A 19,020-nucleotide genomic window follows, 5' to 3' on the forward strand; every position below is an offset into this window, starting at 1 on the left:
GGACCGCGCGCCATCCGTCTCAGCTAAGGAAGACCAGATCGCCCACGCGCCGCACTTGCGCGCCGTACAGTTGCTGGATCTGGGCGATGGCCTGGTCCAGGTCCTGCACCTCGTAGCGGGCGCTCAGGCGGCGCCGCGCCAAATCTCCATTCATCAGCACCACGCGCCCCGGGCGGTAGCGGTTGATCTCGTCGATCGCCTGCTCCAGCGGCAGGTCATGGAAGCTGACCACGCCCGCGCGCCAGTCCGAGGGCCGCGCCGGCAGCGGCGCGGGGGCGTCCAGGGCATCGTCGTCGTAGGCGATCTGCATGCCGGCCGCGAGCCGCAGCGCGCCTTGCGGATGGCGCACTTCGAGCTGACCGGCGTTGCAGCGCAGCTGCACCTGCTGGCCGCGCAGCCGGCGGATCTCGATATCGCCGTCGGCCAGCAACAGGCGCGCCGCGCCGGCTTTCACCAGGCAAGGCTGGTCGCGCCGGGCCTGGATCGCCGCCTCGCCGGCCACCAGCTCGATCTCCGGCCGGCCGTCGCGCGTGGCGACGTTCAGGCTGGTCTGCGTGTTCAGCGCCAGCGTCAGTTGCTGCGCGTCCAGCGCATAGCGGCGCTGCTCGCCGGTGGCGGTCCGGTAATCCGCCTGCATTTCGGCATAGGACGGCCACAGGCCCAGCGGCGGTCGCAGCAGCCCCACGGCCGCCAGGCTGGCGAAGGCGCCGGCGCCGCCGGCCAGCAGCCAGCGCCGCCGGGGCGAGAATGGCGCCTGCGCCCGGCGGTCCGGGCGCGCCTGGGCGGGGCGCTCGGCCGCATAGGCTTGCACCACGCCGCCCAGCTCGCGCCAGGCGCGGCTGGCTTGCGCCCAGGCGCGCTGGTGCGCCGGGCTCTGGCCGCGCCAGGCCTTGAAGGCTTCGCCGTCCTGGACGGTGGGCGACCCCGCGCCCAGGACGCGCGCCCAGGCGTGTGCCTCGCGTTCGATCGCGTCGTCGTCGGGAGAGCCGGGGCGGTGTGCGGTGTTCATGGGCGGGTTCGGGCGGCGCGGGCGGAAGCGCCGTTCTCTTGCTTAGACGTTTGGGCGACGGCAAAACGGCACGCCAAACGCGCGAAATACACACTTGCTTGCATTATTTCTTCGCTCGCTGTCCGCGCCGGCCCGGTTCGACGGGCGGCTGGCCGGGCGTGGCGACGTCCTGCGCCCGCCGCATCGCGCGCAGGCAGTGCTCGTGCGCGGTCTGCAGTTCGCGTCCGACCAGCCGCAGCGAAATGCCCCAGCGTTGCGCCAGTTCGGGCCGCGACAAGCCGTCGACGCGCGCCGCCACCAGGATGTCGCGCTGGCGCGGCGTCAGCATGTCCAGCGCCTTGAACATGCCTTGCATGTCCGAACGCGACTGGGCGATCTCGGCCGGGCCAGGGGTCTCGTCCTCCAGCTCGAAGAATTCGCTGACCTCGTTCTCGCTGAGCAGGCGGGTGTCCTGGCGAATGCGGTCGATGGCCGCGTGCACGGCGGTGTTGACCAGATAGGTCTGCGGATGGCGCACGCCGTCCAGGTCGTCGCGCGCGGACAGGCGCAGATAGGCATCGTGCAAGGCGTCGCCGGCCAGGTCGGAGGCGCCGCCCAGGCGCCGCGAGACCTGGTTCCTGAGCGCGTCGTAGCGCTCCGCGATCAGCCGCCTCAGCGCGGCCAGCCCCGCTCCGCTCATCGTGCGCAGGCCTCGCGTCCGTTGGCCGAGGGCAGGATCAGCAGCGTGGCGGGCAGGCCGAAGCCGGGCGGCGGCGCGCCCATCGGCAGCCCGGCCAGCGCGTTGCGCAGGCCGGGCTCCATGTCCGGACGTCCGTCCGCGTGGACCTGCACGCCGTCAATGGCGTGGGAGGCGTCCAGAGTGATCCGCAAGGCGGCGCGGTATTCGCCCACGCGCAGCGCCGGGCGCGCGCACAGGGCCGACAGCACGCGCGCCTGGATCTGGCCGTAGTAGCGCAGGCGGGCGGCGTCCGGCGCGGCCTTGGGCGCGGGCAGGGGCCGCAGCATCAGTGCGCGCGGGGTGGTGTAGATGGCTTGCAGGCCGCTGCCGGCCAGCAGCTTTTGCAGCGCGTCGCGCGAGCTGTAGCGGCCCGACAGGGCGGGCGCGGTCTTGTCGGCCACATGGCCGGCGTCGTAGAGCACCGAGTCGCCGGTCAGCTCGCTGTAGCGCTGCAGGGCGTCATGCAGCGGCTGGCGCGGCCAGTCGAAGGCATGGACGGGATCCGGCTGGGCCTGCGCGGCCGACAGCGCGGCGCCCAGCAGGCCGGCGGCCAGCATCAGCGGCAGGCGCTTCACGCCGCGGGACACGCGGACGTCGGACACGGCGCAAGGGGCAGGGCAGCGGGGAGCTTCATACGCGCGGGCACCCGGCGCGGGCGGCCGGCAGACGGGAAGGGAGCCGCAATGGTAGGGCGCGAAGATGAAGCTTTGGTTGCAGTCAGATGACGGCAGGCGCGGCGGCCGTCATCTGGCGCGGATGCCGACGCGGCTGGGGCGCTGGCGGGGAGCGCGGGCGGCGCCCGATCAGCGCATGCCGGGAAAGGCCGTCACCCAGGAAACCTTGATGTCGCCAAAGGCGCGCACGATTTGGACCTTGAAGTCCGGGAAGGCGGTGACGATCTCCCATTTGCCGCAGCTGCTGGCGAAGGCGCGCACGCGCTCGACGCGGATGTCCTCGAAGGCGTTCACGACCTCGATCTTGATGTCGGGAAAGGCGTTGACGATCTGGACCTTGCCGCGCAGCGGGATGCCCTTGTAGGTGCAATTGGCCTTGTCGAGGTCGCCGGCCTGCGCCAGGGCGGGCGCGGCGAGCAGGCAGAGGGCGAGGCGGATCAGCGTTCTTTTCATGGGGCAGGGATGGTAGCGCGCGGCCCTCAGCCCTTCAAGCCCAGCCGGCGCGCCAGCTTGTGCAGGTTGCTGGGGTCCACCTCCAACACGCGGGCGGCCGCGGCCCAGTTGCCGTCGTGCGCTTGCAGCGCCAGCCGGACGTGCTGGCGCTGGCAGGCGTCCACGGCGTCGCGCAAGGCAGGCAGCGCGCCGTCCGGCGTCGTGGCGGGCGGCGCGTCCGGCGCCGGCGCGAGGGGACGCTGGTCGGCGCCGGACAGGTCCAGCAGGCCGGCCTCCAGCGTGACGATGTGGTTGCGGTTGGCGCCCCGGCTCACCGCCTTGATGGCGGCGCGGCTGATGACATGCTCCAGCTCGCGCACATTGCCCGGCCAGCGGTAGCGGCGCAGCGCCTCTTCGGCGTCCAGCGCCAGCCGCAGGCTGCGCAGGCCCAGCCGGGCGCGGTTCTGTTCCAGGTAGCGGCCGGCCAGCAGCAGCACGTCGTTGCCGCGCTCGCGCAGCGGCGGGATGGCGATGGGATAGACCGACAGCCGGTGGTACAGGTCGGCGCGGAAGTCGCCGTCGCGCACCAGGTCCTTCAGGCTGCGGTTGGTGGCGGCCACGATGCGCACGTCCACGCGCCGGGGACGGTCGTCGCCCAGGCGCTGGATCTCGCCGTTCTGCAGCGCGCGCAGCAGCTTGGCCTGCACCAGCAGCGGCAGTTCGCCGACTTCGTCCAGGAACAGGGTGCCGCCGTTGGCGGCCTCGAAGCGGCCGGGCCGGTCGGCCACCGCGCCCGAGAACGCGCCCTTGGCGTGGCCGAACAGCTCGCTCTCGGCCAGCGACTCGGGCAGGGCGGCGCAGTTCACGTGCACCAGCGGCTTGGCGCGGCGTCGCGACAGCCGGTGCACGCGGTGCGCGAACAGTTCCTTGCCCACGCCGGTCTCGCCCAGCAGCAGGATGGGCAGTTCCGAGTCCGCCACCACGTCGATCTCGTGCAGCAGGCGGGCGATGGGCTCGCTCTGGCCCAGGATCTCGTGGTTGTCGGCGGGCGTACCGTCGGCCCGGGACTGGCCCCGCGTCAGGCGCAGCGCGCGCGTCTCGGCCTCCAGCCGCGTGGTGCGCAGCGCCGCTTCCACCAGCATGATCAGCCCGCGCAATTCGGACTGGGCCTCGGCGCCGAAGGTGCCGACCTCCAGCGCGTCCAGCGTCAGCACGCCCCAGGGCTGGCCCTCAACATGCAGGCTGGTGCCCATGCAGTCGTGCACCGGCAGGGGCTCGCCGGCCATGCCGTTGATCAGGCCGTCGTAGGGGTCGGGCAGGGTGCTGTCGTGATGGAAGCAGGTGACGCCCCGGCGCGCCAGGATGGCGGCCAGCCGGGGATGCTGCTGCACCGCGAAGCGCCGGCCCAGCGCGTCCTGGGTCAGGCCGTCCACGGCCACGGGGCGCAGATGGTCTTCCTCCAGTTGCAACAGGGCCACGGCGCCGCAGGAGAAGTGCGCGCGCACGCTGGAGACGAGCCGTTGCAGACGCACGGCGGGGGGCAGATCGACGACCAGGTCGGCCAGGAGCAGGTTTTGCATGGCGGGGTGATTTGTACCGTTCAGGGTTCCATTTACCCGCATCGGGCAGGGTCATGGCTACCCTTGGAATCGCAAGTGCTTGATCCGGCTCAAACTTTTTGCTGGCACGGAATTCGCTTTGGAAGAAGCACCGTCACGTACCTTGGAGAGACGCAATGAGTTTGGTCGAGCAATCCCTGGGCCAGCTGGCCCGCAGCATCCCTGGCGCCACGCAGGTGTTTCACGAATACGAGCTGGATTTCTGCTGTGGCGGCAAGAAAAGCCTGGCCGATGCCGCCGCCGAGCGGGCGCTGGACGCCCGCCGCATCGAGGCGCGCCTGATGGAGCTGGCGCGGCAGCCGTCCGACATGCCCGACTGGAACGCGGCCAGCCCCGCCGATCTGATCGATTACATCCTGGCGCGCTACCACGAGGTGCATCGCCAGCAGCTGCCCGAACTGATCCGGCTGTCGCTGAAGGTGGAACAGGTGCACGCCGACAGCCCCGACTGCCCCACCGGGCTGGCCGAGCACCTGCGCACCATGAGCCAGGAGCTGGAGAGCCACATGCAGAAGGAAGAGCAGGTGCTGTTCCCGCTGCTGGCGCGCGGCCATGGCGCGATGGCGGCCATGCCCATCACGGTGATGCGCATGGAGCACGACGATCACGGCGTGGCGCTGGAACGGCTGCTGGCGCTGACGAACAACATCACGCTGCCGCGCGCCGCCTGCAATACCTGGCGCGCGCTCTACCTGGGGCTGCGCGCCTTCAAGGAAGACCTGATGGCGCATATCCACATGGAGAACAACATCCTGTTCGAGAACGCCATGGCGCCCGCCGCGCGGAGCGCGCCGGTCAGCACGCCGGCGGGCGGGTGTTGCGCAGGCGCCAGCTGAGTCCGGCGCGCGTTCAGCGGCCTGCCCTTGGCCAGTGCGCCATCGGCAGACCGGGAACGGGCGAGCGGAAGCAGGGAATGCGCGTGCCGAACAGGCTGCCCAGATACACGGTGCGCAGGTCCGGGCCGCCGAAGGTGATGCTGGCCATCCACGGCGCGATGGCGCCGCGCGCGCGCTGCATGTCCTCGCTGCGCAGCGTGCCCGCGTCGAAGCGCCGCATCAGGTTGGCGCTGGCCTCGGCGTCGCCGTCGTCCAGCAGCAAACGCATGTCGCCCTGGGGCGTGAGCGCGATAAGCCGGTCCACCATGATCAGCGTGGCCCACAGATTGCCGTGCGCGTCGAACGCGATGCCGTCGGGCAGGCCGCCCAGGTGGGCGGGGCCGAAGATCTCGCGGTCGACCAGCCTGACTTCGCCTGGCCGGGACTCGTCCAGCCGCATGCGGGTGATGCGCGGGCCGGTGGTTTCCACGATGTACAGCCATTGCTCGCGGGCGTCGAGCCGGATTTCGTTGGTGAAGTGAAATCCGTCGGCCACCACGCGGATGCGGCCATCTTCGAGCACCGCTACGTAGCCGTCGCGCACGCGGTCGGCCAGCGCCCGGGTCCATGGGTTCACCCGCGTCGAGACGGTGAGCCAGACGCGGTCCCTGGTATCGCGCAGCACGAAATTGACCTTGCCGATGGGCTGGCCGTCGATGTTGTCGATCAGCGTGCGGGTGCGCCCGTCGCGGTCCATGATTTCCAGCCGGTCGGTGCCGAAGTTGGAGATCAGGATGCTGCCGTCGGCGGCGAAGGCCAGGCCGTTGGGCAGCGTGCCTTGCGTATAGCGGGCCTGCACGGCAGCGCCGGCGTCGTCGGCGCCGTCGCCAAAGCGCGTGTCCGCGCGTTGGCCGATGTAGCGCTGCGAGCCGTCGGGCGCGATGCGGGTGACGCCGCCGCGCGCGTCGGCGGCCCACAGCGTGCCGTCGGGCTCGGCCAGGATGCACTCGGGACGCTGCAGTTCGCGGCCGACGTAGCGGATGGTCGAGGGATCGACGGTGTATCCGTCCAGGGGATTGGACGCTGCCATGGGCGGGCTCCTTGTTGCGCGGCCGGTATCAGAAGGCGACGTTGGCGCGGCCCTTGAGCTGCAGGATCTGGCGGGCCTCGTCGGGCGTGGCGATCTCCATGCCCAGCTCGGTCAGGATGCGGCGGATCTTGGCGACCTGCTCGGCGTTCGACGTGGCGAGCTGGCCGCGTCCCAGGAACAGGTTGTCCTCCAGGCCCACGCGCACGTTGGCGCCCATCACCGCGCCCATGGTCACGAAGGGCATCTGCTGCCTGCCGGCGGCGAACAGCGACCAGACGTAGTCCTTGCCGAACAGGCGGTCCGCCGTCTGCTTCATCAGCAGCACGTTCTCCGGATCGGCGCCGATGCCGCCCATCACCCCGAACACCGACTGGATCAGGAACGGCGGCTTGACCAGGCCCTGCTCGACGAAGTAGGCCAGGTTGTAGAGGTGGCCGATGTCATAGCACTCGAATTCGAAGCGGGTGCCGTGCGTCTTGCCCAGCGTTTCGAGGATGTAGCGGATGTCGCGGAAGGTATTGCGGAAGATGCCGTCCTCGGTGGCCTGCAGATAGGGCACTTCCCAATCGTGCTTCCACTGACGTGGTTTCTCGGCCATGCGGAACATGGCGAAATTGATCGAACCCATGTTCAGCGAGGCCATTTCCGAGGACGCGCGCAGCGCGCCCGCCAGGCGCTGCTCCAGCGTCATCGTCACGCTGCCGCCGGTGGTGATGTTGAGCACGGCGTCGGTCTGCTCGGCGATGCGCGGCAGGAACTGCATGTACACGTCGGCCGATGGCGAGGGGCTGCCGTCGGCCGGATTGCGCGCGTGCAGGTGAATGATGGCCGCGCCGGCCTGCGCGGCGGCGATGCTCTGCGCGGCGATCTCCTCGGGCGTGCAGGGCAGGTAGGGCGACATGGTGGGCGTGTGGACCGAGCCGGTGATGGCGCAGCTGATGATGGTCTTGGTCATGGCGGGTGCTTCCAGGGGGCGTTGAATGAGCGGGCGGCGCGCGCCGTCAGGCCGCGGGCATCAGCGCGTCGTCGAAGATGGCGACGGCGCGCGTCCAGCCGGCCGAGGCATTGCGGATCTTGTGCGGGAAGCAGCTGATGTAGAAGCCGTCGGGCGGCAGCGCTTCCAGGTTGTGCAGCTTTTCCAGGTGGCAGTAGCCGATGTCGCGGCCGGCCTTGTGGCCTTCCCAGATCAGGCCGGCGTCGTGGCTGCGGGCATATTTTTCGGCGGTATGGACGAAGGGCGCGTCCCAGCTCCAGGCGTCGGTGCCCGTCAGCCGGACGCCGCGCTCCAGCAGGTACATGGTGGCGTCGTAGCCCATGCCGCAGCCGGCGGACACGAAATCATCATGTCCGTAGCGGCTGCCGGCGCGGGTGTTGACCACCACGATTTCCAGCGGCTGCAACGTGTGGCCGATGCGCTTGAGCTCGGCCTCGACGTCGGCGGCGGTCACGACATAGCCGTCGCCGAAATGACGGAAGTCCAGCTTCACGCCAGGCTGAAAACACCATTCCAGCGGCACTTCGTCGATGGTCCAGGCGCGCTTCTTCTCGCCCAGCGCCTTGTCCATGGTGCTGTGGAAGTGGAACGGCGCATCCAGATGCGTGCCATTGTGGGTGGACAGCGTGACCTTCTCCACGGCCCAGCCTTCGCCGTCGGGCAGGTCTTCCTTCTTCAGGCCGGGAAAGAACGGCTCGATCTGGCCGATCGTGTGCTCGTGGGTGAAGTACTGGATCTCGGGCTTGAAGGCGGGCGGATCGGAGACGACATCGTTCTCCAGGTAGATGGACAGATCGACGAAGCGGCGCGTCATGGCGGAATTCCTGTTTGTGTTGGGGAGTGTGGTTGCGGCCGGGCTCAGTGCGCGGCGACGGGTTCTTCGGCGGCGGCTGTCTTGCCGGCGGGCAGCAGCAGCACCACGGCGGCGGCGATCACGAACACGCCGCCGCAGGCGGCGATGCTCGGGCCGAAGCCGAAGGTGGCGGACATCGAGCCCAGCAGCAGCGGCGCGAAGGCGGAGATGCCGCGTCCCACGTTGAAGCAGAAGCCCGCGCCCGTGGCGCGCAGCTGGGTGGGAAACAGTTCCGCGAAGTACGAGCCCATCAGTCCGGCGAAGGCCATGAAGAAAGCAAATACCGGCCCCAGCCACAGCAGCAGCAGGTGATCCGTGGCCTGCACGTAGAACGGCAGCAGCAGGCCGGAGCAGACCAGCGACAGGATCAGGGCCTTTTTCTTGCCGACGCGGTCGGCGATATAGCCGAAGGCGTTGTAGCCGACGAACATGCCGATGTTGAGCAGGACCAGGAAGCGCGCCATGGTGCCCGTCTCCAGCCCGCGTTCCTTTTGCAGGAAGGTCGGCAGCCAGGTGCTGGCGCCCCAGTACGCGGCCAGCGTCAGCGCCGAGACCATCGTGCCCAGCAGCGTCACGCGCAGCAGGGCCGGCGCGAACAGCGGGGCGACGCCTTGCCCGCCCGCGCCTTGCGGCGCGCCGGCGCGTTTGCGCTGGCGGTCGGCCAGCCAGGTCTCGGATTCGGGCACGTAGCGCCAGACGTAGACCATGGCGATCACGACCGCCGCGCCACAGACGAAGAACAGCGCGCGCCAGCCATGGGCGGGCAGCAGGTAGGAGGCTGCCGCGGCGGCGATGGCCGCGCCGATGGAAAAGGAACTGAGCACGAAGGAGGTGGCCCGCGCGCGCTGGTGCGCCGGCCAGGTTTCGTTCACGTGGGCGGCGGCGATGCCCCAGACGCTGCCCAGGCCCAGGCCCGAGAGAAATCGCAGCGCCAGCACTTCGCGCCAGTCGGTGGCGCCGGCAACCGCCATCGTCAGCGCGCCGAAGCTGCCCAGCGACAGCAGCAGCACCTTGCGGCGGCCCCAGCGGTCGGCCAGCGGCCCCATGACCAGGCCGCTCATGCCGATGCCGAGCAGGGTGGCCGTGGCCAGCAGCCCGGCCTGCATCGGGCCGATCTGCAGCGACGCCGAAATCGCCGGCATGGCGATCGCCAGGATGAGGATGTCCACGGCATCGAACATGTAGCTCAGGAAGTACCCGGCCAGCACGCGCCATTTCAAAGTGGATGGGGAAGGGGCCATGCTTGTCTCCTGACGTTTTTGATCGTCTCTTATGGAAAACTGACTGTACGATCGTTCAGTTTATTTGGTCAATCCATCGAGCCCCTAGGGAAAACCAGGGCTACCATGACCTCCTTAAAATTCCAGGCCATCCCAGAGGAGAGATGCATGCCAGCAAAGCCTGTGCCCACGAAAGCGGCCACGGCCCGGACCCAGGCGCCCGCCGCCGTCAGCAAGCGCGACCGGATCCTGGACGCGGCGCAACAGCTGTTCGCACAGGGAGGATTCGACGGCGTGTCCATGCGCGACATCGCGGCGCAGGCCGGCGTGGGCCTGCCCCTGATCGTCTATCACTTCGAGACCAAGCAGAATCTGTACCGCGCCCTGTTCGAGCGTTTCAGGACGCTGCTCGACGCCCGCTTGACCGCCTTGCATGCGCCCGTCGCGCCGGGCGTGGACCCGCTGGAGCACATCGTCCGCGCGCTGGTTTTGCCAGTGGTGCAGGCGCAGGGCGGGGAGGCCGGCGTGGCCTACGCCAAGCTGGTGGCCAGGGAAGTGTCGGACCCGCGCGAAGCCGAGCGCGGCATCGTGGCGGAGTATTTCGATCCGTTCGCCGTGGAGTTCGTCCATGCGATCCGGACCGTGCTGCCCAGGCAGGATCCGGACTACGCGCACTGGGCCTATCTGTACGCGGTGGGCGCCCTGGTGATGAGCGTGTTCGACCGCCGCATCGAACGCATCTCCGAGGGCCAGACGCATGCCGGCGACTTGAAGAACAAGGCGGAGTACCTGGTGCGCTTCATCGTCGCGGGCATGCGGGCGGGGCTCGAGCGCGCCTGATCTGGCCGGTGCGGGACAGGAAGAGGAAGGGGCATGGGCCCTGTCGATCGGTTCAGGCTGCGTTCGGCAAACGATGTCGTGTCGTTGCGTGCGACGGAGAGGTGATCCGGCTCGATGCGCCGTCAAACCGTGGGCACGAGCAACGGCGTGCCGGTGGTCAACATCGCGCCACCACCATCCTGAACCAGGTCACCGCGCCCAATCCCTCGCAGCTGATGGGGACGATGGAAGTGGCCGGTACCCCCCACTTAGCCACACACCCGTCGTTGGCAAGTGCGCAGCACGCGCAGGCCCGGATCAACGATCCAGGCCGGAGGCGTCAGGAATCAGCGCCGAATGGCTGTGATTCGGCATGAAGCACAGGGTGAAGTCCACGAGCCCGACGGCGGTACGCCGGGACACACGACTACGGCTTGTCGTCTTTGAGAGACAGCGTTCCGCGAGATTCGAGCAGACGCCGCGTGTTCTCCAGCTCTTTTTGCAGCAACTCGGCATCTGGCAATACCGTCCGATAGTTCGCCGCCATCACCTTGTTCGGCAAGCCGTCCAGCGCATACCGCGCAAGAGCATGGCCCTTGTCCGCGCACAGGATCAGGCCCACCGGCGGATTCTCATCCGGGTAGGCCCAATGTTCCTTGGCATAGTTGCAATACATGTGCATCTGCCCCACATCGGCATGGGTCAGGCTGCCCAGCTTCAGGTCGACAATGACCAGGCAATGCAGCTTGCGATGGAAGAACAGCAGATCGACCCGATACCAGGTCTGGTCGATGCGCAACCGGCGCTGCCGCCCGACGAAGGTGAACCCTTCACCCAGTTCCAGCAGGAAGTACTCCAGACGCTGGATCAAGGCCGCTTCCAGGTCGGATTCCGAATACTCGTCTTTAAGGTCGAGGAACTCCAGCACATACGGGTCTTTGATGGCGTCATTGGGCGTGACGGCATCCTCGGGCTTGGCCACTGCCCCCTTGACCAGCATCGCCGCCTTGTCTTTGGACAAGGCCGTACGTTCGTAGAACTGGCTTCCAATCTGCCGGTCGAGTTGGCGCACGCTCCAGCCGCCGCGCAACGCCTCGGCCTCGTAGAACTGGCGGGCATGGTCATCCTTGACCGACAACAGCCGGACATAGGCCGACCACGGCAAAGTGAAGACCTGGGCCAGTTTTGAGAGGTCGAATTTCCGAGACACCGTCTCGGAATTCTCGATGGGCAGTCCGTCTCCAGATTTCCGAGACAGTGTCTCGGAAATTGCAGACAAGGGATAAGCAACGAAGAAGCGCCGCATGTTCTCCAGGTTGTCCGGGCTGAACCCGCGCCCGAATCGGGTCGTTAGATCGGCGGACAAGCGTTCCATTAACTGCTCACCGTAACCGGCCCGCCGCTTGCCCTTCTGCTCGGCTTCGACGATCCGGCGGCCAATCTCCCAATAGCTGGCCGTCATCAGCGCATTGACACTGCGCGCCGCTGCCTGGCGCGCAGCATCCAGTAACTCCACAATGCCACCGTGGATGCCGGCATAGCCAACCGGTAAGGCGCTGCGTTTCCCCGCTGCCGCAGGCGTCTTCCTTGTTGTCATGCTGTCACCTTCATAGAACGGGATGTCCCGGTAATCGCCAGCCGCTGATTCGCCACCAACTCGGCCGCATCGCGCAGCGGCCTGTCCTCGGTGTGAACATAATGCATAAACATCGCCATGGTCTTGTGGCCTGTGAGCTTCCTGTCCACCTTGGTCGGCACTCCCGACTTGGCAATGCCAGTCGTCGCCAGATGGCGGATACCGTGCGTGCATCGGGATGATGCAACGATCAATGAAGCCCTGATAGAGCCGCGCTGCGTGCCGGGCTTGTTGCGCTGCTTCGAGTAGTCCTCCATGAAGGTGTGGCAAAACTCCTTCATGGTCGGTGCCTTACGGGCGGCGTTCCTGGCGGTGCTCGGGTCGCCGCCGTTTTTGGAAAGCTCCGGCATATGTTGAACTCGCCTAAGTGATTGATGAACCTGCTGTATCGAACCTTGGCGTAGTCCAGCGAATCGCGGCACTGGAGTCATCGTGAAACAAAAAAAGCCCCGCGCCAGGGGAGACGCGGGGCCAAGACACGAGGAACGTGTCGGGGGTCTGGTTCAGGGCTGCGCGGCGGGGGCGGCGGCCTCCTTGGCGGGTTCCTGGGCGGGCGCCTGCGCCGGCGAACCCATGGCCTGGAACAGCGCCGCCGTTTCCGTCAGCCGCTGCGTGGCGTACTGCACCTCGGCCAATCGCGCCGAGATGAAGCGCTGCTCGCTGGCGCGGCCGGCATAGGGCGCCAGCGCGCCCAGCCGCACGCGGCTCGCGGTATTGCGATAGGACTGTTCGGCGGAACGGCGCGAGGACTCGGCCGCGGCCAGCGCCTGGCTGCCGGCTTCCAGCCGCGCCAGCGTGTCGGCCACGTCCTGGAACGCGGACAGCACCGCCTGCTTGTATTGCTCGATCGAGGCCTCGTACATGAGCTTGGCCGCGCGCCGCTCGGCCAGCAGCTGGCCGCCATGGAAGATCGGCTGCGTCAGCGAGGCGCCCATGCCCCAGATCGAGCCGGCGCTCGACAGCGCGCCGGGCCAGTTGAATCCGCCCTTGCCCATCGAGGCCGTCAGGCTCAGCCTGGGAAAGAGCTTCGCGGTGGCCAGCCCTACATCGGCGGCGGCTGCACGCACCGCCGTTTCCGCCGCGAGGATGTCCGGGCGCGAGGCCAGCAGATCCGACGGCACCAGCACCGGCACATGAGCGGGCAGCGTCAGCGCGCCGAAGGCCAGGTCGGGCGGCGCCTGGTCGGGCGTGCGGCCCAGCAGCACGGCCAGCGCGTGGCGGGTGGACTGCCATTCGGCGTACAGCCCGGGCAGCGAGGCTTCCAGGTTGGCGGCGTCGCGGTCGGCGTCCAGCGCTTCGCTTTGCGAGGCCGAGCCCAGCTCGTAACGGCGCTGCGCGTCGCGCGCGACCTGGCGCGACAGCACGGCCTGCTTTTCCGTCAGCGCGACCCGCTCGGCCAGCGCGGCCGAACGGATGGCGCCGGTGACGATGTTGGCGGCCAGCGCGCGGCGCGCCGAGTCCAGCTGGAAAGCGCGCTGCTCGACGCGCGCGCTCTCGGCCTCGTTGGCGAAGCGCGCGGCGCCGAAGATGTCCACCTCGTAGCGCGCCTGGATCTGGCCGGTGTAGATGTTGTAGAGCTTGGTGGGATCGGGCAGGCCGGGCATGGTCAGCGCGCGCTTGCGCGAGACCTCGCCGCCGGCGTCCACGCTGGGCATCAGGGACGAGTTGATCTGGCCGCGCAGCTGCTCGCGGGCCGCGGCCAGCGAGCGGCCGGTGGCGGCCAGGTCCGGGTTTTTCGCCAGGCCTTCCTCGACCAGCGCGTCCAGCTCGGGCGAGCCATAGCGCTTCCACCATTGCGGCACCGGCTGGGCGCCCTGTTCATAGTGCTGGGCCACGCCCTGCGCCGTGGCGCCGGCGGCGGGCAGGGTCTGCACGCCGTACTGGGCCGGCTGCGGCGCGGCGGGCGGCTTGCGGTCGGGGGCGAAGGCGCAGGCGCCCAGCGCCAGCACCAGCGGCAGGATGGTCAGGCGTACCGGGATGCGCGGGGATTTCACGGTGGTCATTGTTGTGCTCCCGCGCGCTCGTCGTGTTTCACCCGGAACCAGGCGGCATAGAGCGCCGGCAGGAAGAACAGGGTGAGCACGGTGGCGCTCGTGATGCCGCCCATCAGCGCGGTGGCCATGGGGCCGAAGAAGTTGCTGCGCAGCAGCGGGATCAGGGCCAGCACGGCGGCCGCGGCCGTCAGCGTGATGGGACGGAAGCGCCGCACGGTGGCGCCGACGATGGCGTCGATGCGTTGATGGCCGGCGCCGATGTCCTGCTCGATCTGGTCCACCAGGATCACCGAGTTGCGCATGATGATGCCGAACATGGCGATCACGCCCAGCATGGCGACGAAGCCGAAGGGCTGGCCGAACAGCAGCAGCGTGGCGACCACGCCGATCAGGCCGAGCGGCGCGGTCAGCACCACCATCATGACGCGCGAGAAGCTCTGCAGCTGCACCATCAGCAGCGTCAGCACCACCACCAGCATGATCGGCATTTGGGCGTTGATCGAGTTCTGGCCCTTGGCGCTTTCCTCGACGCTGCCGCCGACCTGGATGCGATAGCCGACAGGCAGCTCCTGGCGCAGCGCGTCCAGCTGCTTGTCGAGGGCGTGGGTCACGTCGATGCCCTGGGCGCCGGCGACCACGTCGGCCTGCACCGTGATGGTGGGCTGGCGGTCGCGCTCCCAGATCACCGCGTATTCCAGGCCGTAGCGCAGCTGCCCCAGGCTGCCCAGCGGCACGGGGCCGTTGGGCGTGGGCATGGCCAGCGTGGCCAGGCGGGCCGGGTCGACGCGTTCCTCGCGCGGCGCGCGCAGTTCCACGTTGATCAGCTTGTCGCGCTCGCGGTACTGCGTCACGGTGTAGCCGGACAGCGTCAGGGCCAGGAAGCTGGACACGTCGCTGGACGTGACGCCGACTTCGCGCGCCTTCTGCTGGTCGATCTCGAAGCGCACCGAGCGCTCGGACGGCTCGTCCCAGTCGAACTGCACGTTGACCGTGCGGGCGTCGGCGCGGATCTGGGCGGCGACCTTCTCGGCGGTGGCGCGCACGGTGGCGATCTTGTCGCCGCTGATGCGGAACTGCACCGGGAAGCCGACCGGCGGCCCATTCTCCAGGCGTGACAGGCGCGTGCGCACGGCGCTGAATTCCTCGCGCAGCTTGCCGCTCAGCCATTGCGCCAGCTTCTCGCGGTCCTCCACCGAATGGGCGGTGATGACGAACTGGGCGAAGTTGGGCGTGGCCAGCTGCTGGTCCAGCGGCAGGTAGAAGCGCGGCGCGCCGCTGCCCACGAAACTGACCATGTGCTCGATCTCGGGCCGGCCGTCCAGGGCTCTTTCCAGGCGCTCGACCTGGCGCAGCGTGGCGGCGAAGGACGCGCCTTCCTGCAGGCGCACGTCCACCAGCAGCTCGGGGCGGTCGGAGCTGGGGAAGAACTGCTTGGGAATCAGGCTGAAGCCGGTCATGGACACGATGAAGACGATCACCGTGCCGCCCAGCACCAGGTAGCGCCGGTCCACGCACCAGCCCACCCAGCGGCGGAAGTGCTGGTAGAAGCGGGTGTCGTAGATGTCGTGCTCGTGGTCGTCGGGCAGGTGCGCCTCGCGTTTGCGCTCGGGCAGCATGTGATAGCCCAGCAGAGGGATCAGCACCACGGCCGCGAACCAGGACGTGATCAGCGCGATGGCCGAGACCTCGAAGATCGAGCGCGTGTATTCGCCGGTGCTGGACTTGGCCAGCGCGATGGGCAGGAAGCCGGCCACGGTGACCAGCGTGCCGGTCAGCATGGGGAAGGCGGTGCTCGTGTAGGCGAAGGCGGCCGCGCGGGAGCGGCTCCAGCCCTGTTCCAGTTTCACCGCCATCATTTCCACGGCGATGATGGCGTCGTCCACCAGCAGGCCCAGCGCCAGCACCAGCGTGCCCAGCGAGACCTTGTGCAGGCCGATGTCGAACATGTCCATGAACAGCGCCGTCACCGCCAGCACCACGGGGATGGAGATCACCACCACCATGCCGGTGCGCATGCCCAGCGACACCAGGCTGACGGCCAGCACGATGGCCACGGCTTCGGCCACCGAGCGCAGGAAATCATCCACCGAGTGCGATACCGCGCGCGGCATGCTGGAGACTTCGGTCAGCGTCAGGCCGGCGGGCAACTGGGCGGTCAGCTCGCCAAATCTGGCGGCCAGTGCGCGGCCCAGGTGCACCACGTCCTGGCCGGGCTGCATGGTGATGCCGATGCCCAGCACCGGCTTGCCGGCCAGGCGCATCTGGTCGACCGGCGGGTCCTGGTAGCCGCGGCGGATCTCGGCGATATCGCCCAGGCGGATCGACTTGTCGTTGACGCGGATCAGCGTGTCGCCCAGCGCACGGGCGTCGTCGAACTGGCCGCTGGGGCGCACGAAGATGCGGTCGTCCTCGGTGGTCAGCGTGCCGGCGTGCGTGACCGCGTTCTGGCTGTTGATGGCCTCGGCCAGCTGCCGCGGCGAGATGCCCAGCCGGGTCAGCTGGGTGTTGGAGATTTCCAGGTAGATGCGTTCGGGCTGATCGCCGAAGTAGTCCACCTTGGCCACGCCGGGCACGCGCAGCAGCACGGTGCGCAGCGAATCGGCGTAGTCGCGCAGCTGGGCGGACGAAAAACCGTCGCCTTCCAGCGCGTAGATGTTGGTGTAGACGTCGCCGAACTCGTCATTGAAGAACGGGCCCTGCACGCCTTGCGGTAGCGTGGCCGCGATGTCGCCGACCTTCTTGCGGATCTGGTACCACTCTTCCGGCACCTTGCTCGCGGGCGCCGAATCCTTCATGGTGAAGAAGATCAGCGATTCGCCGGGGCGCGAGTAACTGCGCAGGAAGTCCGTGGCCGGGGTTTCCTGCAGCTTCTTGCCGATGCGGTCGGTGACCTGTTCCTGCACCTGCTGGGCCGTGGCGCCGGGCCATAGCGTGCGGATGACCATCACGCGGAAGGTGAAGGGCGGATCCTCGGACTGCGCCAGCCGCGAGTACGACAGCACGCCGAACAGCGTGACCAGCGAAATCAGGAAGACCACCAGCGACTGGTGGCGCAGCGCCCAGGCGGACAGGTTGAAGCTGCCTTCCTCGTCGCGATGCGAGGCCTGTCCGGCTTGTTGATCCACGCCGCTCATGATGCGAAGTCCTCGGGGTGCAGCGGCGGCACGGCGCGCACTTTCTGGCCGGCCGACACGGCATGCACGCCCTGCCAGACCACGCGCTCGCCCGGTTGCAGGCCCTGGGTCAGCGTGACCGTGCGGGCGTCGTAGCGCAGCACCTGCACGCGGCGCAGTTCCAGCGTGTCCTCTTGCGGCTTGACCACCCAGACGGCGGGGTCCTTGCCGTCATGGAACAACGCGGTGGCCGGCAGCGTGTAGGTCGCCGCGCCATTGGCGCTGGCGTTGCTGAAGCTGATGTTGGCCGTCATGCCCAGGCGGACCTCGGGCTTGGGATTTTCCAGCGTGAGCTTGGCGCGGTAGGTGCGGCTCTGCGGGTCGGCGGCGGGCGCGATCTCGCGCAGCACGGCGTCGAAAGTCTGGCCGGGCAGCGGACCGAGCGTGACGCTGGCGCGCTGGCCCACCGCCAGGCTGGCCAGCAGGCTTTCGGGCACGTCGCAGATGGCGTCGATGTCGCCCGACCAGGCCAGGTTGTAGACCGCCTGGCCGGCCGAGACGTTCTGGCCCGTGTCGGCCCGCTCGGCGGTGATCACGCCGGCGTGGTCGGCCTGCAGGGTGGTGTATTTGAGCTGGTCGGCGGCCAGCGCCGATTGCTGCGCGGCCTGGTCGCGCTGCGCCAGCGCCGAGGCGTAGGCGTTGCGGGTCTGTTCCAGCTGGGTGGCGGCGATCAGGTTCTCGCGCGCCTGGGCGCGGTCGCGGTCCAGCTGCTGCTTGGCGTAGTCCAGCTGGTGCTGGGCGGCCGAGAGCTGGGCGCGGGCGCTGGCCGCGTTCTTGGCGGCGTCGGCCGGATCCAGCCGGGCCACGATCTGGCCGGGCGTCACGGCATCGCCCAGGCGCACCAGGCGTTCGACGATCTTGCCGCCGACGCGGAACGACAGCGGCGTGCTGTAGCGCGCCTGCACTTCGCCCGGCAGGGTCCAGGCCGGCAGCGCGGCGTCGGCCTGCACGGGCATGGCGACGACGGGCCGGGGCGCGGGCGGCGCGGCCTCTTTGCGGCCGCAGCCCGCCAGGGCCAGCGCCACGACCAGCGCTGCCGGCAGCGCGCGGCGCAGGCGCCGGGCGCGGGCGCGCAGGGGAGAAGAGGCCGCCGCCAGGGCGGGACCGCGCGCCGGGGGCGCGTCAGAGCCAGGGAAAGTCACGGGATACCTCGCGGGGTGCTTGGGGAAACACCGGATTGAATAAATACGGAATGGATTCTAATTCGTTAATGAATCCAAATTCAATCCTGTATTTGAAATTTAGGCCAAATGCTAAAATCCCTACATGTCCAAAGTCCGTCTAACCCGAGAGCAGAGCCGCGATCAGACGCGCCAGCGCCTGCTCGACGCCGCCCAGTCCATATTCATTACCAAGGGCTTCGTGGCCGCCAGCGTGGAAGACATCGCCGAACAGGCCGGCTATACCCGCGGCGCCTTCTATTCCAATTTCGGCAGCAAGTCCGAACTGTTGCTGCAACTGCTCAGGCGCGACCATGAGCACGTCATGGCCGAGATGCGCGCCATCTTCGAGCAGGAGGGGGCCTCGCGCGCGCAGATGGAAGAATGCGTGCTGCGCCACTACAGCACCCACTACCGCGAGAACGACTGTTTCCTGTTGTGGATGGAAGCCAAGCTGCAGGCGGCGCGGGATCCGCAGTTCCGCGTCGGCTTCAACGCCTGTCTGCGCGAGCTGCGCGAAGTCGTCGCCGAATACGTGCGGCAGTTTTCCGAGCATGTGGGCACGCCGCTGCCCATGGCGCCGGAAAAACTGGCGGTGGGCCTCTTGGCCCTGTCCGACGGCATGCAGTTCAGCTACGCTTTTGATCCGCAGACGATCACCGACGAAGTCACCGAGGCCGTGCTGGCGGCGTTCTTCCGCCGCATCGTCTTCGGCGAACCCACGCCAGAATAAGCACGCCGCCCGCCGGTCCGCCGGCGGGCGCGCGACGCAGGTGGCGCGCAGGCTGGACTGAGGGGGCCCGCGCCGCATCGC

General features: G+C 68.6%; 16 protein-coding genes and 1 pseudogene. 3 read left to right on the forward strand and 14 right to left on the reverse strand.

Features of this window, described 5'->3' with window-relative positions; all coding sequences use genetic code 11:
- Nucleotides 1-19 precede the first annotated feature (19 nt).
- From C2U31_RS12150 to norR, 5 genes are all read right to left on the reverse strand, one after another.
- Nucleotides 20-1,009, reverse strand: a complete 990-nt coding sequence (locus C2U31_RS12150; RefSeq protein ID WP_103273019.1) for a DUF4880 domain-containing protein — start codon at nucleotides 1,007-1,009, stop codon at nucleotides 20-22.
- 103 nt (nucleotides 1,010-1,112) lie between these two features.
- Nucleotides 1,113-1,688, reverse strand: coding sequence for an RNA polymerase sigma factor (locus C2U31_RS12155; RefSeq protein WP_103273020.1), 576 nt, complete (start codon nucleotides 1,686-1,688; stop codon nucleotides 1,113-1,115).
- On the reverse strand, nucleotides 1,685-2,329 hold the full coding sequence (locus tag C2U31_RS12160) for an STN domain-containing protein (protein ID WP_103273021.1): 645 nt from the start codon (nucleotides 2,327-2,329) through the stop codon (nucleotides 1,685-1,687). The genes C2U31_RS12155 and C2U31_RS12160 overlap by 4 nt, the downstream gene beginning before the upstream one ends.
- 201 nt (nucleotides 2,330-2,530) lie before the next feature.
- Entirely contained in the window at nucleotides 2,531-2,854 is a 324-nt protein-coding gene (locus tag C2U31_RS12165; RefSeq protein WP_103273022.1) for a hypothetical protein, read from the reverse strand.
- 26 nt (nucleotides 2,855-2,880) lie between these two features.
- Nucleotides 2,881-4,413 carry a nitric oxide reductase transcriptional regulator NorR gene (norR, locus tag C2U31_RS12170; protein ID WP_103273023.1) on the reverse strand — a complete coding sequence of 511 codons (1,533 nt, stop codon included), beginning with the start codon at nucleotides 4,411-4,413 and terminating at the stop codon, nucleotides 2,881-2,883.
- Between the two features lie 155 nt (nucleotides 4,414-4,568).
- On the opposite strand from norR, the gene ytfE reads away from it, so the two are divergent.
- Entirely contained in the window at nucleotides 4,569-5,288 is a 720-nt protein-coding gene (gene ytfE / locus C2U31_RS12175) for an iron-sulfur cluster repair protein YtfE (RefSeq protein ID WP_103273024.1), read from the forward strand.
- 13 nt (nucleotides 5,289-5,301) lie between these two features.
- Here the strand turns inward: ytfE and C2U31_RS12180 are convergent, their stop codons facing one another.
- The 4 genes from C2U31_RS12180 to C2U31_RS12195 are packed head-to-tail and all read right to left on the reverse strand — an operon-like array spanning nucleotide 5,302 to nucleotide 9,445.
- Nucleotides 5,302-6,357: an SMP-30/gluconolactonase/LRE family protein gene (locus C2U31_RS12180; RefSeq protein WP_103273025.1), complete on the reverse strand. Its 1,056-nt coding sequence runs from the start codon at nucleotides 6,355-6,357 to the stop codon at nucleotides 5,302-5,304.
- A 28-nt stretch (nucleotides 6,358-6,385) separates the two neighbouring features.
- Nucleotides 6,386-7,312, reverse strand: a complete 927-nt coding sequence (locus C2U31_RS12185; RefSeq protein ID WP_103273026.1) for a 3-keto-5-aminohexanoate cleavage protein — start codon at nucleotides 7,310-7,312, stop codon at nucleotides 6,386-6,388.
- Nucleotides 7,313-7,358: 46 nt separating this feature from the next.
- The gene (locus C2U31_RS12190) at nucleotides 7,359-8,165 is read right to left on the reverse strand and encodes a cyclase family protein (RefSeq protein ID WP_103273027.1); all 807 of its coding nucleotides are present in this window, start codon (nucleotides 8,163-8,165) and stop codon (nucleotides 7,359-7,361) included.
- A 44-nt stretch (nucleotides 8,166-8,209) separates the two neighbouring features.
- Entirely contained in the window at nucleotides 8,210-9,445 is a 1,236-nt protein-coding gene (locus C2U31_RS12195) for an MFS transporter (RefSeq protein ID WP_103273028.1), read from the reverse strand.
- 147 nt (nucleotides 9,446-9,592) lie between these two features.
- Between C2U31_RS12195 and C2U31_RS12200 the strand changes: the two genes are divergently transcribed.
- On the forward strand, nucleotides 9,593-10,264 hold the full coding sequence (locus tag C2U31_RS12200; protein ID WP_103273029.1) for a TetR/AcrR family transcriptional regulator: 672 nt from the start codon (nucleotides 9,593-9,595) through the stop codon (nucleotides 10,262-10,264).
- 406 nt (nucleotides 10,265-10,670) lie between these two features.
- Here the strand turns inward: C2U31_RS12200 and C2U31_RS12210 are convergent, their stop codons facing one another.
- From C2U31_RS12210 to C2U31_RS12230, 5 genes and pseudogenes are all read right to left on the reverse strand, one after another.
- Nucleotides 10,671-11,840: a YhcG family protein gene (locus tag C2U31_RS12210; protein WP_103273031.1), complete on the reverse strand. Its 1,170-nt coding sequence runs from the start codon at nucleotides 11,838-11,840 to the stop codon at nucleotides 10,671-10,673.
- Nucleotides 11,837-12,214, reverse strand: a pseudogene (locus tag C2U31_RS31220) (tyrosine-type recombinase/integrase); the annotation flags it as partial. The gene C2U31_RS12210 and the pseudogene C2U31_RS31220, both read right to left, overlap by 4 nt.
- Before the next feature lie 168 nt (nucleotides 12,215-12,382).
- Entirely contained in the window at nucleotides 12,383-13,882 is a 1,500-nt protein-coding gene (locus tag C2U31_RS12220; protein WP_103273032.1) for an efflux transporter outer membrane subunit, read from the reverse strand.
- Complete coding sequence (locus C2U31_RS12225; protein WP_103273033.1) at nucleotides 13,879-17,007, reverse strand: efflux RND transporter permease subunit; 3,129 nt, start codon at nucleotides 17,005-17,007, stop codon at nucleotides 13,879-13,881. The genes C2U31_RS12220 and C2U31_RS12225 overlap by 4 nt, the downstream gene beginning before the upstream one ends.
- Nucleotides 17,004-18,122 (reverse strand): efflux RND transporter periplasmic adaptor subunit, encoded by a 1,119-nt coding sequence (locus tag C2U31_RS12230; RefSeq protein WP_233772851.1) that lies wholly within the window; start codon nucleotides 18,120-18,122, stop codon nucleotides 17,004-17,006. Before C2U31_RS12230 ends, C2U31_RS12225 begins: the two co-directional genes overlap by 4 nt.
- Before the next feature lie 190 nt (nucleotides 18,123-18,312).
- On the opposite strand from C2U31_RS12230, the gene C2U31_RS12235 reads away from it, so the two are divergent.
- Nucleotides 18,313-18,939, forward strand: coding sequence for a TetR/AcrR family transcriptional regulator (locus C2U31_RS12235; RefSeq protein WP_103273035.1), 627 nt, complete (start codon nucleotides 18,313-18,315; stop codon nucleotides 18,937-18,939).
- The last annotated feature ends 81 nt before the right edge of the window (nucleotides 18,940-19,020 follow it).

The organism is Achromobacter sp. AONIH1 (assembly GCF_002902905.1).
Classification (GTDB): Bacteria; Pseudomonadota; Gammaproteobacteria; order Burkholderiales; family Burkholderiaceae_B; genus Achromobacter.